Source organism: Oceanobacillus profundus (assembly GCF_003515705.1).
GTDB classification, from domain to species: Bacteria; Bacillota; Bacilli; order Bacillales; family Amphibacillaceae; genus Oceanobacillus; species Oceanobacillus profundus.
The window spans coordinates 132,998-147,222 of record NZ_QWEH01000009.1; the positions used below are offsets into that span (position 1 = coordinate 132,998).

The 14,225-nt window shown below is 36.5% G+C and carries 16 protein-coding genes, 1 pseudogene and 1 riboswitch; of the genes and pseudogenes, 15 read left to right on the plus strand and 2 right to left on the minus strand.

The features are described from left to right. Positions 1-7: 7 nt before the first annotated feature. The 9 genes from D1B32_RS14095 (at position 8) to D1B32_RS14135 (ending at position 6,573) form a co-directional block, all read left to right on the plus strand. Positions 8-403, plus strand: coding sequence for a DsrE/DsrF/DrsH-like family protein (locus D1B32_RS14095; protein ID WP_095311351.1), 396 nt, complete (start codon positions 8-10; stop codon positions 401-403). A gap of 92 nt (positions 404-495) precedes the next feature. Next, positions 496-930, plus strand: coding sequence for an OsmC family protein (locus D1B32_RS14100; RefSeq protein ID WP_095311353.1), 435 nt, complete (start codon positions 496-498; stop codon positions 928-930). A gap of 116 nt (positions 931-1,046) precedes the next feature. Then, the gene (locus D1B32_RS14105) at positions 1,047-2,174 is read left to right on the plus strand and encodes an MBL fold metallo-hydrolase (protein ID WP_095311355.1); all 1,128 of its coding nucleotides are present in this window, start codon (positions 1,047-1,049) and stop codon (positions 2,172-2,174) included. Positions 2,175-2,267: 93 nt separating this feature from the next. Next, positions 2,268-3,056 (plus strand): sulfite exporter TauE/SafE family protein, encoded by a 789-nt coding sequence (locus D1B32_RS14110; RefSeq protein ID WP_095311357.1) that lies wholly within the window; start codon positions 2,268-2,270, stop codon positions 3,054-3,056. Between the two features lie 41 nt (positions 3,057-3,097). Then, positions 3,098-3,706: an SAM-dependent methyltransferase gene (locus tag D1B32_RS14115; RefSeq protein ID WP_095311359.1), complete on the plus strand. Its 609-nt coding sequence runs from the start codon at positions 3,098-3,100 to the stop codon at positions 3,704-3,706. Between the two features lie 150 nt (positions 3,707-3,856). Further along, positions 3,857-4,519: a hypothetical protein gene (locus tag D1B32_RS14120; RefSeq protein WP_118889705.1), complete on the plus strand. Its 663-nt coding sequence runs from the start codon at positions 3,857-3,859 to the stop codon at positions 4,517-4,519. Next, positions 4,506-5,264 (plus strand): cytochrome c biogenesis CcdA family protein, encoded by a 759-nt coding sequence (locus tag D1B32_RS14125; protein ID WP_118889706.1) that lies wholly within the window; start codon positions 4,506-4,508, stop codon positions 5,262-5,264. Before D1B32_RS14120 ends, D1B32_RS14125 begins: the two co-directional genes overlap by 14 nt. A gap of 15 nt (positions 5,265-5,279) precedes the next feature. Further along, positions 5,280-5,846 (plus strand): TlpA disulfide reductase family protein, encoded by a 567-nt coding sequence (locus D1B32_RS14130; RefSeq protein WP_118889707.1) that lies wholly within the window; start codon positions 5,280-5,282, stop codon positions 5,844-5,846. A 40-nt stretch (positions 5,847-5,886) separates the two neighbouring features. Next, on the plus strand, positions 5,887-6,573 hold the full coding sequence (locus D1B32_RS14135; RefSeq protein ID WP_118889708.1) for a response regulator transcription factor: 687 nt from the start codon (positions 5,887-5,889) through the stop codon (positions 6,571-6,573). A gap of 109 nt (positions 6,574-6,682) precedes the next feature. On the opposite strand, the gene D1B32_RS14140 is transcribed toward D1B32_RS14135, so the two are convergent. Both D1B32_RS14140 and D1B32_RS14145 read right to left on the minus strand, forming a co-directional pair. Next, the gene (locus tag D1B32_RS14140; protein WP_118889709.1) at positions 6,683-7,876 is read right to left on the minus strand and encodes a NupC/NupG family nucleoside CNT transporter; all 1,194 of its coding nucleotides are present in this window, start codon (positions 7,874-7,876) and stop codon (positions 6,683-6,685) included. Positions 7,877-8,004: 128 nt separating this feature from the next. Next, a riboswitch (purine riboswitch) is annotated at positions 8,005-8,106 on the minus strand. Between the two features lie 495 nt (positions 8,107-8,601). Further along, the gene (locus D1B32_RS14145; protein ID WP_095311373.1) at positions 8,602-8,928 is read right to left on the minus strand and encodes a four-helix bundle copper-binding protein; all 327 of its coding nucleotides are present in this window, start codon (positions 8,926-8,928) and stop codon (positions 8,602-8,604) included. A 387-nt stretch (positions 8,929-9,315) separates the two neighbouring features. Here D1B32_RS14145 and D1B32_RS14150 point away from each other — a divergent pair, with 387 nt between their 5' ends. The 6 genes and pseudogenes from D1B32_RS14150 to copZ all read left to right on the plus strand — a co-directional run bounded on the left by D1B32_RS14150 (position 9,316) and on the right by copZ (position 14,178). Then, positions 9,316-9,639 carry an ArsR/SmtB family transcription factor gene (locus tag D1B32_RS14150; RefSeq protein ID WP_095311375.1) on the plus strand — a complete coding sequence of 108 codons (324 nt, stop codon included), beginning with the start codon at positions 9,316-9,318 and terminating at the stop codon, positions 9,637-9,639. 181 nt (positions 9,640-9,820) lie between these two features. After that, positions 9,821-10,771: a cation diffusion facilitator family transporter gene (locus D1B32_RS14155; RefSeq protein ID WP_118889710.1), complete on the plus strand. Its 951-nt coding sequence runs from the start codon at positions 9,821-9,823 to the stop codon at positions 10,769-10,771. 186 nt (positions 10,772-10,957) lie between these two features. Continuing rightward, positions 10,958-11,029: pseudogene (locus D1B32_RS14160) on the plus strand (copper resistance protein CopZ); the annotation flags it as partial. 214 nt (positions 11,030-11,243) lie between these two features. Beyond that, entirely contained in the window at positions 11,244-11,546 is a 303-nt protein-coding gene (locus D1B32_RS14165) for a metal-sensing transcriptional repressor (RefSeq protein WP_095311480.1), read from the plus strand. 11 nt (positions 11,547-11,557) lie between these two features. Beyond that, a complete protein-coding gene (locus tag D1B32_RS14170; RefSeq protein WP_118889711.1) occupies positions 11,558-13,942 on the plus strand; it encodes a heavy metal translocating P-type ATPase in 2,385 nt (794 codons plus the stop codon). 29 nt (positions 13,943-13,971) lie between these two features. Then, a complete protein-coding gene (copZ, locus tag D1B32_RS14175) occupies positions 13,972-14,178 on the plus strand; it encodes a copper chaperone CopZ (RefSeq protein ID WP_118889712.1) in 207 nt (68 codons plus the stop codon). The last annotated feature ends 47 nt before the right edge of the window (positions 14,179-14,225 follow it).

Genomic DNA, 14,225 nt, shown 5'->3' on the forward strand with positions numbered 1-14,225 from the left:
AAAAACATTGAATAAAAAAGTAGCAATTATTGCAAGTAACGGTGGATTATTTGATGCATACAAAGTGTTTAATATTGCAACTGCAGCGGCTGCAACAGATCAAAAAGTAGCCATCTTCTTTACATTTGAAGGATTAAACTTAATTCACAAAGAAGCACATCAGCAACTCCCTATGCCAGAAGGGAAAGAACACTTTGCAGAGGGATTTGCAAAAGCAAATGCTCCATCCATTCCAGAGTTGATTAAAATGGCGAAAGAAATGGGCGTTACATTTATTGGCTGTCAAATGACAATGGATGTTATGGGATTAGAAAAAGAGACATTTATTGATGGAGTTGAAGTGGGCGGTGCTGTAACATTTTTAGAGTTTGCAAAAGACGCTGATGTAACATTGACATTTTAACTTGCTTTAACAGAAGTTTTTCGATTTCCGTAGTTCTAGGTGAGAAAATTTTATAGTTTGCCTTTTATTAATTTTAATGGAGGAATGTAACGATGGCTGAATTAAAAACAAATGTGAATGCGGTTTGGAATGGTGGAACAACAGGAAATGGAATTCTTAAAGCAGCGTATTTGGATACAAAAATTGCTATCCCAACGGATTTAAAAGGAAGTGGAAACGGGACTGATCCGAAAGAGCTACTAGTCTCTTCAGCGACAACTTGTTATATCGCAACACTTACTTCCATACTTGAAAATAGAAAATTACCTATCGTAGAACATACAATAAATTCTGAAGCAACGATAACTGATAATGTATTTACAATTACGCACAATCCACAAATCGTTTTATCTAATGAGGCAACAAAAGCACAAATTCAATCTGCAGAACGAGCAATAGTGGGAGCAGATCGAGCTTGCGAAGTTGGGAATTTACTAAAAAAAGCAGGTGTGATTATTGAAACGAAAGGGAATGTGTCATTGAAATAACGCAGAAAAGTTGTTAAACCAAGTTTTCTTGAATCTATAACATTTATAGAACTTTACAAAAGATACTGATGTAAGCATATTTTTTTAAGTTTAAATATACCGTAGGAGGTATTGGTATGAAAGTAAATTCAATGACTGTGAAAGAAGTAACAAAAAAAGTATTTAATAAAGAAGATCTATTTATTCTAGATGTTCGTAATGCAAGTGATTTCGCAGATTGGAAAATTGAAGGAGAGCATTTTGATTACCTAAATGTTGCTTACTTTGATTTACTAGACGGTGTTGAGGGAATTTTGGATAAAATCCCTTCTGATAAAGATATACTTGTTGTTTGTGCCAAAGGACGTTCATCTATAGTAGTTGCAGAGATGCTTTCAGATGCAGGACTTTCTGTTTCTTCCCTAGAAGGTGGGATGACAGCATGGAGTGAACATTTAGAACCTGTTAAAATTGGAGATTTAAAGGATAGGGGAGAAATTTATCAATTTGTACGAATTGGTAAGGGATGCTTGTCTTACATGATAGTTTCGAACGGCGAGGCTGCTATAATCGATTCAGCAAGAATGACGGAAGCCTATCTTGAATTTGCAGCTCGTATTGGAGCAAAAATTACCCATGTATTGGATACACACCTGCATGCCGATCATATTTCTGGAGGAAGAAAACTTGCTGAAGAAGCAAACGCAACGTACTGGCTTCCACCAAAAGATGCGACAGAGGTAACATTTGATTACCAACCATTAAACGATGGAAATGAAGTAGTGATTGGTAGTACTGCCATAGCAATTCATGCGTTATATTCTCCTGGTCACACAATTGGATCAACATCCTTTGTTGTAGACGAGAAATATTTATTGTCGGGAGATATTTTATTTATTGATTCTATTGGAAGACCGGACCTTGCGGGGTTAGCAGAAGACTGGGTTGCAGATTTAAGAGAAAGTCTATACACAAGATACAGAGAATTACCTGGGGAACTAGTCGTTTTACCAGCGCACTTTATGATCATTGATGAATTAAACGCGGATGGTAGTGTATCTGAAACATTAAGCACGCTATACGAAACAAATCATGGATTAAATATTGAGGACGAAAATGAATTTAAAAAACTAGTGACCGAGAATCTACCACCTCAGCCAAATGCATATCAAGAGATTCGGGAAATAAATATGGGTAAAATCGAGAGAGATTTAGTGAAACAACAAGAAATGGAGATTGGGCCAAATCGTTGTTCGGTTCGATAAAATAACGGAATGCAACGAAAGCTCTTCGAAGAAATTTAAGATAATAAAAAGGGGACCCATCTGCTGCGATTCTCTTTTAAGAAGGAGGAAAAAATGGATCTAGGCTTTGTCGTTGCCATTTTCCTAATCGGCTTGATAGGATCCTTTATTTCAGGAATGATAGGAATAGGTGGCGCCATTATTAATTTCCCAATGCTGTTATATATCCCAGCTGCACTCGGCATTGCTGAATTTACAGCATATGAAGTGTCAGGCATAACTGCAATTCAAGTATTTTTTGCAACACTTGGTGGGGTCTTCGCCTATCGAAAAGGTGGATTCTTAAATAAAAAATTAATTGGTTACATGGGGATTAGCATATTAATCGGCAGTTTTGTTGGTGGATTGGGCTCTACACGCATGCCCGAAAGTGTGATCAATGTAGTCTATGGAATTTTAGCGATAACTGCGGCTGTCATGATGTTAATCCCGAAAAAAGGACTTGATGATATTCCTCTTGAGCAAATAAAGTTTAATAAATGGCTCGCCGCATCACTTGCATTAGTTGTTGGGATTGGAGCAGGTATTGTTGGTGCAGGAGGGGCATTCCTGTTAGTACCGATTATGCTCACGGTTTTAAAAATACCTACTAGAGTTACGATTGCTTCCTCCTTAGCCATAACACTTATTTCATCAATAGGTGCTATCATTGGAAAAGTATCCTCTGGGCAAGTGGAAATCTTACCATCATTTATCATGGTGGTTGCTAGCTTAATTGCATCACCACTTGGGGTTTTGGCTGGAAAAAGAGTAAATACGAAACTATTACAGCTGATTTTAGCTATACTAATCGTAACGACTGCAGTGAAAATTTGGATAGATATATTCGTTTCTAGCAATTAATATTCAATATGGTTTAAAACTACTCAGAAAGGGTGGTAAAGATGAACCACTGGAATAAACGTTTTCAGACAGAGAATTATGTGTATGGAAAAGAGCCAAATGTCTTCTTGACAGAACTTCAGAAGGAAATTTATATTTCTGGCGATGCTTTGGCTATTGCTGAAGGGGAAGGACGTAATGCGGTCTACTTAGCAGAGCAAGGAATGAAAGTAACGGTATGGGATTATGCAGAATCAGGACTTGTGAAAACAAATAAGCTTGCAGAAGAACGTGGGGTAACCGTCACGACTGAATTAGTAGATTTAAACCATGTCAGCTGGAGAGAATCAAAATGGAATGAAATTATTTGTGTCTTCGGTCATTTTCCAACAGAGCTCAGACAAAGAACACTTCAAGGTGTAAAAAAAGCTGTAAAGCCAGGAGGCTATTTTCTGAGTGAAGTTTATTCACCATATCAGATTCCTTATAAAAGTGGTGGGCCGAAAGAACAAGATTTCTTATATAAGCCAGAAGAGTTTTTAGAAACCTTTGTTGATTGGCGAATCATTCACTTTTTCATGGGAGAGGTTGCCCGTCATGAGGGAGAACTCCATAATGGGCTTGCCCATGTTATTCAATTTGCTGGGAAAAAACCGGAAGAACAACAGTGAGCATATTTGGTTAACTTAATTTAATAAAAACGGCTCTAAAATGGAGCCGTTTTTATTGCTATAGTTAGAATTAATCTCTATTTTCATCAAATTTTCATAAACTTCTCGTATGATGGTTAGCAAGCAATCTGTATCAGGAGGGGGATGCCTATGACAATTTCTTCTATCCACTTTTCAATCGGTATAATGGTTATTAGTTTTAGTATGGGATTCCTCATTTACTACTTCATAACTGATTTAACTAAAGAAGAAAAGAAAAACCATATGGATAAAGTTTTGGGCCAATTAATAAATTTTGTTATTTTTATTTGGATTGGAAAAATTCTATTGAATATTACAACCTTTATAGTAGATCCGATCGCTATATTGTCATATCCAAGTAATTCACATGCATTTTATTTAGCTGTTCTATTTAGCCTGGTAACTATTGTGTTCCAATGGAAACTTGGAAGAATTGATGTACTTCTATTTCTAAATGCCTTTATACATATATTTTTATCTGCTTCGTTTATGTATGAATTTATCCAAATTACATGGAATGGAAATATGTATTCTATTGGATATATGGGATTAATTACTTTATTGATGATTGTAATTGTGATTATACGTGATTTTATATCCCTTTACTGGTTGAATCTATTGATTATTCTTTTATGGACGATAGGGAGTTTTGCATTGTCAGTAAGGTTGCCAATTATGATGGTGTTTGGTTTCACAATTGCACCATGGTTTTTCGCTTTGATTTTTCTAATATGCTTGCTGCAAATTATTTTTTGGAAAAAGAAAGAGGGTGCTATAAGTGGGGGGAATTGAGACAGATACGATGTTAGTAGTAGGAATGTTTTTAGCATTAGGAGCAGGGGCATTATCGTTTTTTTCGCCTTGTGTGCTGCCGATTTTCCCTGCGTACTTATCCTATATTACTGGGATCACTGTGAAGGAATTACAGGGAAGTCATGATATTAAAATACGAAGTAAATTATTAAGTCATTCCGTTTTCTTTTTATTAGGGGTATCTCTTGTATTTATTAGTCTAGGAATTGGAGCGTCATATTTGGGGCGGTTTATACAAGGGTTGTTAGCGGGTGATACTGGGCTTCTAATTCAACGTTTAGCTGGAGTGTTCATTATCTTTATGGGTCTTTTCGTTGGTAGTTGGATTAACATTACCGCGTTATTGAAAGAAAGGCGTTTTCAATCGACGAAAAGACCAGTAGGCTATTTAGGTACTTTTTTTGTGGGCATGGGTTTTGCTGCTGGCTGGACCCCGTGTATTGGGCCTATTTTCGGTTCCATTTTATTCTTGGCAGCCAGTAATCCAGGCCAAGGAATCATATACACGGTGATGTATATATTGGGATTCGCATTACCATTCCTTCTCTTAACGTTTTTCCTCGGATCAACGAAGTGGATTAGTCGACATAGTCAAGTAATTATGAAAACAGGCGCTGTTGTGATGATCATTATGGGATTAATCTTATTTACTGGCCAAATGCCACGTATCACTGAATTTTTACTGAAATTAGTACAAGATACATGGTTCGAAAAGTTAGGATGAAGGAGGTAATAAGCAATGAAAAAGGCGATTCTTGTTTTAATCGTAATTGGGATGTTCGGTTGGGCAGTTTATGAGTTTGTATTCGTTTCAAATGAAAAAGCAACTCAAGAAGTGGATAAAACAAGCGTGCAGCAGGTAAGTGATGAAGAATCTAATGAAGTAGGAATTCAAAAAGGAGAACTCGCTCCGGATTTTGAGTTGTATACATTGGATGGTGAGAAAGTGAAGTTGTCAGATTATAAAGGACAACGTGTTATGCTGAATTTCTGGGCAACGTGGTGTCCGCCATGCCGTGCCGAAATGCCAGATATGCAAAAGTTCCAAAATAATAAGGATGTACAAGTATTAGCTGTTAATTTATCCGAAACAGAATCGAATCCAGACAACATTCAAAAGTTTGTAGACGAATTGAACCTTTCGCTGACAATTCCTTTGGATAACGAAGCCTTGGTTTCAGACGAATATGAGGTTATGGCCTATCCAACAACCTATATGATTGACTCGAATGGGCGCATTCAATTTGTCATGATGGGTGCAATGAACTATGATTTCATGGTACAACAGTTTGAAATGATGCAATAGACCTCTGCAATTGTATAATAGAAGAAAAGAGGTAGATCTGATGAAACAAAAGATTATGGTTGTGGAAGATGATAAATTGATTCGAATTCTCATCCTCACCTATTTAAAGAAATATGGATATGAGGTTGTGGCAGCATGTGATGGAGAAGAAGCTAAAGTAGTCTACCAAGAACATCTTCCTTGTTTAATCATTTTGGATCGAATGTTGCCCAGGGTCAGTGGGGAAGAGTTTTGCATTTGGGTTCGTGAGCAAAAGCATCATGAGGTTTCGATTATAATGGTATCAGCAAAAGTAAGAATTGCCGATAAAATTTCTGGTTTAAGATTAGGAGCAGACGCCTATCTAACAAAACCTTTTGATCCAAATGAACTTATCGCTCAAATTGAGGCTGTATTACGTCGAACGGAGCAATTCTGTCAAAAAATAGTCTGTGATGGGTTATGTATTATGCCTAGAAAAGGGAAAGTTTTACTTGACGGAATGGATATAAAATTAACGAAATATGAATTTAGTCTATTGTATTACTTTATGCAAAATCCTGAAGTCGTGTTATCACGTGAGCAACTTATGAGGCAGATCCATCCTAATATGGAGAGCGACGTGATGGATCGCACTATCGATGCGCATATAAAAAAACTTCGTGAAAAAATTGAAGCGTATCCATCGAAACCAAAACGCATTGAGACTGTTAGAGGTATGGGGTATAAGTTTGTCTCGTTTAAATAAGCATTTGTTGTTCGTGATTTCGATAATATGAGTAAATATCCGTCCAATTTTTTGGTGGATATTTACTCATAGTTACTAATAAAATTGCTACAAAATAAAGGTAGGTTGTTTACACAAACATACTTACAAAAATCGCTGTAATAAAGCTTGCCATCGTCCCAGCGATAATTGCTTTAAAGCTCATCGATGCAATTTGTTTTTTCTTTGAAGGTGCCAAGGAACCAAGACCTACAATTAATTGTCCAATAGAAGACAGGTTTGCAAAATTACATAATGCAACTGTTAAGATTGCAACAGTTTCTGGCTTTAGAACCTCTTGAAGCTTGAGTACTTCCTGGAATGCAATTAATTCGTTGGCTGCAAGCTTTGTTCCAATAATGGATGCAGCACGAAAAGCATCTTCAAAGGGAATCCCAACTAGTAAAGCAAATGGAAAGAAAATATAACCAAATATGGTAGCAAGATTCATTCCGATAACCCCTAGCAAACCGTTTACGAGAGCTAATAAACTGATAAACGCAATAAGTAAGCCACCAATATTAGCAGCAAGCTTTACGCCGCTCACGGCGCCTTCGGAAATGGCTTCAAAGATGTTCGTATGTCCTGCATCTTCCATTTCGATAGTTTCATTTGTCGCAGATTCTTCTGTTTCAGGTTCCATGATTTTAGACATTACAATTGCAACAAAAGGTACGGAGAAAACGGATATAAGTAAATACTTAATATCAATCCCCATTTGTGCATAAGACAATAGAATTGCCCCACTTGCTGAAGCTGTTCCCCCAACCATCACGGTGAAAAGCTCCGAACGTGTTAGTTTTGCCAGATAAGGCTTAATGAGTAATGGGGATTCTACAACACCTAACATCGTATTGGCAACTGTATTAAACGATTCAACACGAGTGGTACCAAATACTTTACCAACAATCCAACCGAGTATACGTACAACGAATGGGATGATTCGTAAATAATACAGTGCTGAGACTAATGCAGAGATAAAAATAATGACGGATAATACCTGGATTGCAAAAACAAATCCTACATTTGTTCCTTCTACAAAAAAACCACCGAATAGAAATTCGATGCCCTCCTGGCTATAGTTCAAAACGTGTTGCACGCCCCCAGCAGCACTTGTAAGGAGCCAACGGCCAAGGGGAACATTAAGCATAAAGTAAACGAATATTCCTTCTAATATTACACCTATTAGAATCGTACGCCATTTGATTGCCTTTTTATTTTTACTTAGCAACCAAGCTATAAATAGTAATCCCACAAGGGAGAATAAACCAAATATAATATCCATGATAACCTCCTGATAAACGTTTCAATTTCATCTATCCTTATTGTCGTCGGAAGTCTGACCTTATAAACGAAAATAAAAAAGTGCATCCTCTCAATCTATAAAGAAAGAAGAGAATGCACATATACATGTGGTATTCTAACTTTCCTTATAGTCCGGCATTTTACGGCTGCCAGGTAGAAACGTATGGACCATATTTCCATAGATATATAAGGATCAAATGAAGTTGATTTTAGAAGTTTATCAGAGGATTTCTAAATATACAATAGGAGCATAAAAAATAATAAAATACTAAATTTTTAAATCTTATATTTACTTTACAGTAAATACCTACTAGATTAACTACTGGAGACCAACAATATTGTGAAAGTCTCAAAAAGGAGTAGAAGTTGAAACCTATGTGGAAGTTATCGTAGATGCTCTGTAATTCTGTTGAAAATTGGATTGCGAGGGACATAGCTAGAGTTGTAACTGAAGTTTGGCAAGTTACTTGTATTAAAGGTATGAATTATCGTACTTAAAAGCAAACGATCTCCCTTAAGAGAAGGAGAGCCCCTTAATGATTACCTGTTTAGAAAAGTTTTCTTAAAAAGTGTAAGACTCTCCGTCGTTTGGCAATAAAATATTAGAAGATATAACTTCATCGATAATTGATTCAATGACCTTTATAAACTAAAAAAAGTCGTTGACCATTTATGGTAAAAACGACTTTTTAATAAATCTCTTTTTTATGCAACAGTTTTACATGCTTCTGCGCATTTAAAGCAAGCATCTGCACATTCTTGACAGTGCTCATGATCATGCTTCTTGCATTCATTTCCACACGCCTCGCAAATTTTAGCGCAAACTGAAGCTAGTTCAGAAACAAATGGTGTGTTTCTTGATAAAGCGTGTTCTAAATAAGAGCAGATATCTGCACACTCTCTGTCCAACCGTATACAATCAGCCATCATCTTCATATCTTCCTCTTTTAAGCAAGCGTCATAACAATGGTTACATGCTACGGCACACTCATGCAGCTTCTTGATTAGTTCTTGATGTTGTTCATGTGACATCTTTTGAAAACCTCCTGATTTAGAATCTTTTCACTATATGTATTCCCATAGTTATTTCAATTAAACTGATTTTCAAAACTGCATAGAAAAATTGTCCAGAAACAATTACTAAATATCTTTACCGCAGGGAAGTATAATGTGGAAATTCAATTAACAAGATGGAATTGTATCGTTTTTGATTAAAGGAAGGTTCGGTGTTAATCTAATTAAGATGAAATGATAAAGAATTTGCCTTTGTTATGCACTTAAACAAGAATGCATTTTTATTGAGTTATGTAATGATGATTGCAACATAAATTGTTATATGCTAATATGTTCATATAATGATTGTGAGCTTCTAATCCAGGTATCATAATACGGAATGACACAAGGAGGTTAGGGAAGAAATTGGAGGACTTTGAATATGAAAATGGCTTTACTCAAGATTTAGATAGCGAAACACTATTTATCGTATCACAAACATTTAAAGCATTAGGTGATCCGACAAGAATTCGAATTCTTAATTTACTTTTTAATAAAGAGTGTTCTGTTAACGAAATTGTAGAGACGTTGGATATCCGACAATCGACTGTATCTCATCAATTACGTTTTCTGAAGAATTTAAGGCTTGTGAAATTCCGTCGTGAGGGGACGACACTTTATTATTCACATGATGATGAGCATGTTATGTTAATCTTGAAGCAAATGATAGACCACGCTTGTCATAACTAACATTTACTATTTTAAATAGGTAGTAGATGATGTTTTTATATCATTATATGCATATATAGTAATATAAGCATATGGTGGGTTGCTTTGGAATATAATAACACGTATGTAAAAATATAATAAATCTCTTTTTGAAATGCTTTTCGTATATATCAGTACAATATAAAGTGTAGGAGGTTTTAACATGGGACATGGACATGACCATACACATGGTGCAAATAAAAAGATTTTATTGATATCACTTTTCATCATTACAACTTATATGATAGTAGAAGTGATAGGGGGATACTTAACAAATAGTCTTGCTCTTCTAGCAGATGCTGGCCATATGCTGAGCGACGCTATTTCATTAGCGATTGCATTAATTGCATTTAAATTAGGAGAAAAGGTAGCGAGTAAAAGTAAGACATTTGGCTACAAACGATTTGAGATCCTAGCTGCTGTATTAAATGGTGTGACGTTAATTATAATTGCTTTGTTTATTTTCTATGAAGCAATAGAACGTTTTGCGAACCCACCAGAAGTCGCAACAACAGGGATGTTGATTATCAGCATCATTGGCTTAGCTATTAATATTCTTGTTGCTTGGATTATGATGCGTGGTGCGGATGTAGAGGGAAATTTAAATATGCGTGGAGCTTATTTACATGTACTAAGCGATATGCTTGGTTCTGTAGGTGCGATTGTTGCTGCACTGCTTATCATGTTCTTTGGCTGGGGCTGGGCAGATCCACTTGCGAGTGTTATTGTCGCGTTTCTTGTATTAAGAAGTGGCTACTATGTAACGAAAGCAGCTATTCATGTTCTAATGGAAGGAACGCCACAAAATGTTAATGTTAATGATGTTATACAAACAATCGAAAAAGTAAAAGGCATTCAAAGCATTCATGATCTACACATCTGGACAATTACGAGTGGGCTAAATGCACTTTCTTGCCATGTTGTTGTCGATGCTGAGCTAACGATTGCAGAAAGTGAGCGTATGTTACGCAAAATTGAACACGATTTAGAACATAAAGGGATTATGCATATAACAATACAACTGGAAACAGCGGCACATAAACATGACAATTCAATTCTTTGTAAAATAAAAAACGAACCGACACATCTTCACCATCATGGGCATAGTCATTAATAAATCCGTTAAAAACCATGTTATTATGACATGGTTTTTATTCATATAAAATATCATATTACACGTACCTAATGAACTTTAATTTTTGAAACTTTATCATACCCAACAAGGGTATGGAGTGTAAGAGAATTAAAAATTAGGTGGTAATTGAAATGACAAATAAAACACATACTTAACGTACAGGGCATGTCTTGCGGACATTGTGTGAAAAACTCTATAGAGGATAGCGTCGGAAAACTGAACGGTGTGGAAAAGTTGATGTGAATTTAATGAAGAAAAGGTAGATTTGGCAATTGAAGAACAGGGATACAATATCCAATATAAAAGAAGCTTGTACAACATTAGCAAGAAAGGTTTTATTTTCATTATCGCAAACAAAAATATCCATGATATCATACATATTATATTTTTTATTGACAATAATACTATGAGGGGGTATAGTATAATTATAAAAGGAAAGGAAGTGATTTATTTGGATAAATTCTTACATGATCACCCAAGTAAACCAAGAACACAAGCTGAAATTCAAAAAGTCATTAATCGTTTAAAACGTATAGAAGGTCAAGTGCGAGGAATACAGAAAATGGTGGAAGAGGATCGATATTGTGTCGATATTCTAGTACAAATCAGTGCCATTCAATCGGCACTAAAGCAAGTAGGTTTCTCTGTCACAGAACGCCATATCAATCATTGTGTCAGTGATGCGATTAAACAAGGCGAAGGGAAAGAATCCATCGAGGAATTAATGAGTGTATTGAAGCAGTTCTCGAAATAGGAGGGACTAAGATGAGTGAAACAAATCATGCAACGCTTGGAATAACTGGAATGACTTGTGCTGCATGTTCTACTCGAGTTGAAAAAGTATTAAATAAGATGGACGGTGTCGAAGCCCAAGTCAATTTAACAACGGAAAAGGCAACCGTAGACTACGATTCAGAAAAAACAAGTTTGGAAGATATTACGAAGAAAATTGAGAATGTCGGCTACGGTGTTTTAATGGAAAAAACAGAACTAGATGTTTTTGGAATGACCTGTGCTGCGTGTTCTACTCGGATTGAAAAGGTATTGAATAAACAAGAGGGTGTAAAGCAGGCAACTGTAAACTTAACAACCGAAACGGCATCGATAGAATTTAACCCTGGATTAGTTGATACGAAGGCGTTAATTGAAAAAATCAAAAATGTAGGTTATGATGCAAAACCGAAAGCTGAATCAGCAGATAAGCAAACACATAAAGAAAAAGAAATTAAAATGATGAAGACAAAATTAATTATTTCGGCCGTATTATCTGCACCGCTATTAGTAACCATGCTGGTTCATTTATTTAATATGACAATACCACATATATTCATGAATCCGTGGTTCCAATTTGTTTTAGCAACACCTGTTCAATTTATTATTGGTTGGCAATTTTATGTTGGTGCCTATAAGAACTTGAAAAATGGCGGAGCCAATATGGATGTGCTTGTAGCATTGGGTACAAGTGCTGCTTATTTCTATAGTTTATACGAAGCATTGAAGACGATTGGCAATCCAGCATATATGCCACATCTATACTTTGAAACAAGTGCTGTATTAATCACATTGATTTTATTTGGTAAGTATTTGGAAGTACGAGCGAAAAGTCAGACAACGAATGCATTATCCTCATTGCTCAATTTACAGGCAAAAGAAGCTCGTGTTATGAGAGATAATGAGGAAATGATGATCCCAGTGGAGGAAGTTATTGTTGGAGATCGTTTGGTTGTGAAACCAGGAGAGAAAATACCTGTAGACGGTATCGTTGTAAAAGGAAGAACCTCTGTCGATGAATCAATGATTACTGGTGAATCCATACCAATTGAAAAAGACGTGGACGCAACTGTCATTGGCTCGACAATCAACAAAAATGGCTCGATTGAAATGGAAGCGACAAAAGTAGGGAAAGATACTGCCCTTGCATCGATTGTAAAAATAGTGGAAGATGCACAAGGTTCCAAAGCACCAATCCAACGATTAGCCGATGTCATTTCAGGTTATTTTGTACCAATCGTTGTCGTAATTGCCATTTTAACATTTACCGCTTGGATTGTACTTGTTGAACCTGGCCAGTTTGAACCTGCTTTAGTCGCAGCAATTGCTGTACTAGTTATTGCGTGTCCATGTGCGTTAGGGCTTGCAACTCCAACTTCTATTATGGTTGGTACAGGGAAGGCTGCAGAGAGTGGGATTCTTTTTAAAGGTGGAGAACACCTAGAAAGAACGCATCAGTTAGAAGCAATTGTTCTTGATAAAACAGGTACCATTACGAAAGGAAAACCAGAAGTAACAAACTTTACAGGTGACGAGGAAACATTACAATTACTCGCAAGTGCGGAAAAAGGTTCAGAGCATCCACTTGCAGAAGCGATTGTCGCATATGCAACAGAAAAAGAAATTGATTTAGTAGAAGTAGATAATTTCAGTGCTATACCTGGACATGGTATCGAAGCTGCTCTATTAGGCAATAACATTCTTGTTGGAAATCGAAAATTAATGCAAGACCACCAAATCGAAGTTGGTGGTGCGGAACAAGAATTGGTAAATTACGAAGTAGAAGGTAAAACCGCTATGCTGATTGCTATTAATGGTGAGTATCGTGGAATTGTTGCTGTTGCAGATACAATTAAAGAAACAGCACCTCAAGCTATTCAGGAATTAAAAGCGCAAGGCTTAGAAGTTATCATGCTAACTGGGGATAACGAACGAACTGCACAAGCCATTGCAAAACAGGTTGGTATTGACCAAGTAATCGCTCAAGTTTTGCCTGAGGAAAAAGCTGATAAGGTGAAAGAAATTCAGTTGCAGGGTAAGAAGGTCGCAATGGTTGGTGACGGGGTAAATGATGCTCCAGCACTCGCAATTGCCGATATCGGAATTGCGATTGGTACAGGAACAGAAGTAGCAATTGAAGCTGCTGACGTAACAATTCTCGGTGGTGAATTACTGCTTATTCCAAAAGCGATCAAAATCAGCCATGCGACGATTAAAAATATCCGTCAAAACCTTTTCTGGGCTTTCGGCTATAATACAGCAGGAATCCCAGTTGCAGCAGTTGGATTACTTGCACCATGGGTTGCTGGTGCGGCAATGGCATTAAGTTCAGTGAGTGTTGTTTCAAATGCACTTCGCTTAAAACGAGTGAAATTATAAAAGGAATCCTTTAAAGGAGGTGAAATTAGATGCAAACAAAATCATTAGATGTTAAAGGAATGACTTGTGGTCATTGCAAAATGTCAGTGGAAGGAGCACTAAATAAATTAGACGGCGTAACTGCCGCAGAAGTTGATTTGGGCTCTGGTAAAGTTGAGGTTACGTATGATGAAACTAAAATTTCATTGGATAATATGAAAGAAGCTGTTGAGGATCAAGGTTATGATGTAGCATAAAAATACACAAAAAAAAGCTGGTTTCCTGAAAAATTAGGGACCAGCTT

Bases quoted from the DNA above. Each gene is read 5' to 3' on its own strand.
- D1B32_RS14100 (WP_095311353.1), top strand. From the start codon at position 496: ATGGCTGAATTAAAAACAAATGTGAATGCGGTTTGGAATGGTGGAACA.
- D1B32_RS14105 (WP_095311355.1), top strand. From the start codon at position 1,047: ATGAAAGTAAATTCAATGACTGTGAAAGAAGTAACAAAAAAAGTATTT.
- D1B32_RS14110 (WP_095311357.1), top strand. From the start codon at position 2,268: ATGGATCTAGGCTTTGTCGTTGCCATTTTCCTAATCGGCTTGATAGGA.
- D1B32_RS14115 (WP_095311359.1), top strand. From the start codon at position 3,098: ATGAACCACTGGAATAAACGTTTTCAGACAGAGAATTATGTGTATGGA.
- D1B32_RS14120 (WP_118889705.1), top strand. From the start codon at position 3,857: ATGACAATTTCTTCTATCCACTTTTCAATCGGTATAATGGTTATTAGT.
- D1B32_RS14130 (WP_118889707.1), top strand. From the start codon at position 5,280: ATGAAAAAGGCGATTCTTGTTTTAATCGTAATTGGGATGTTCGGTTGG.
- D1B32_RS14135 (WP_118889708.1), top strand. From the start codon at position 5,887: ATGAAACAAAAGATTATGGTTGTGGAAGATGATAAATTGATTCGAATT.
- D1B32_RS14140 (WP_118889709.1), bottom strand. From the start codon at position 7,876: ATGGATATTATATTTGGTTTATTCTCCCTTGTGGGATTACTATTTATA.
- D1B32_RS14145 (WP_095311373.1), bottom strand. From the start codon at position 8,928: ATGTCACATGAACAACATCAAGAACTAATCAAGAAGCTGCATGAGTGT.
- D1B32_RS14155 (WP_118889710.1), top strand. From the start codon at position 9,821: ATGGGACATGGACATGACCATACACATGGTGCAAATAAAAAGATTTTA.
- D1B32_RS14170 (WP_118889711.1), top strand. From the start codon at position 11,558: ATGAGTGAAACAAATCATGCAACGCTTGGAATAACTGGAATGACTTGT.
- copZ (WP_118889712.1), top strand. From the start codon at position 13,972: ATGCAAACAAAATCATTAGATGTTAAAGGAATGACTTGTGGTCATTGC.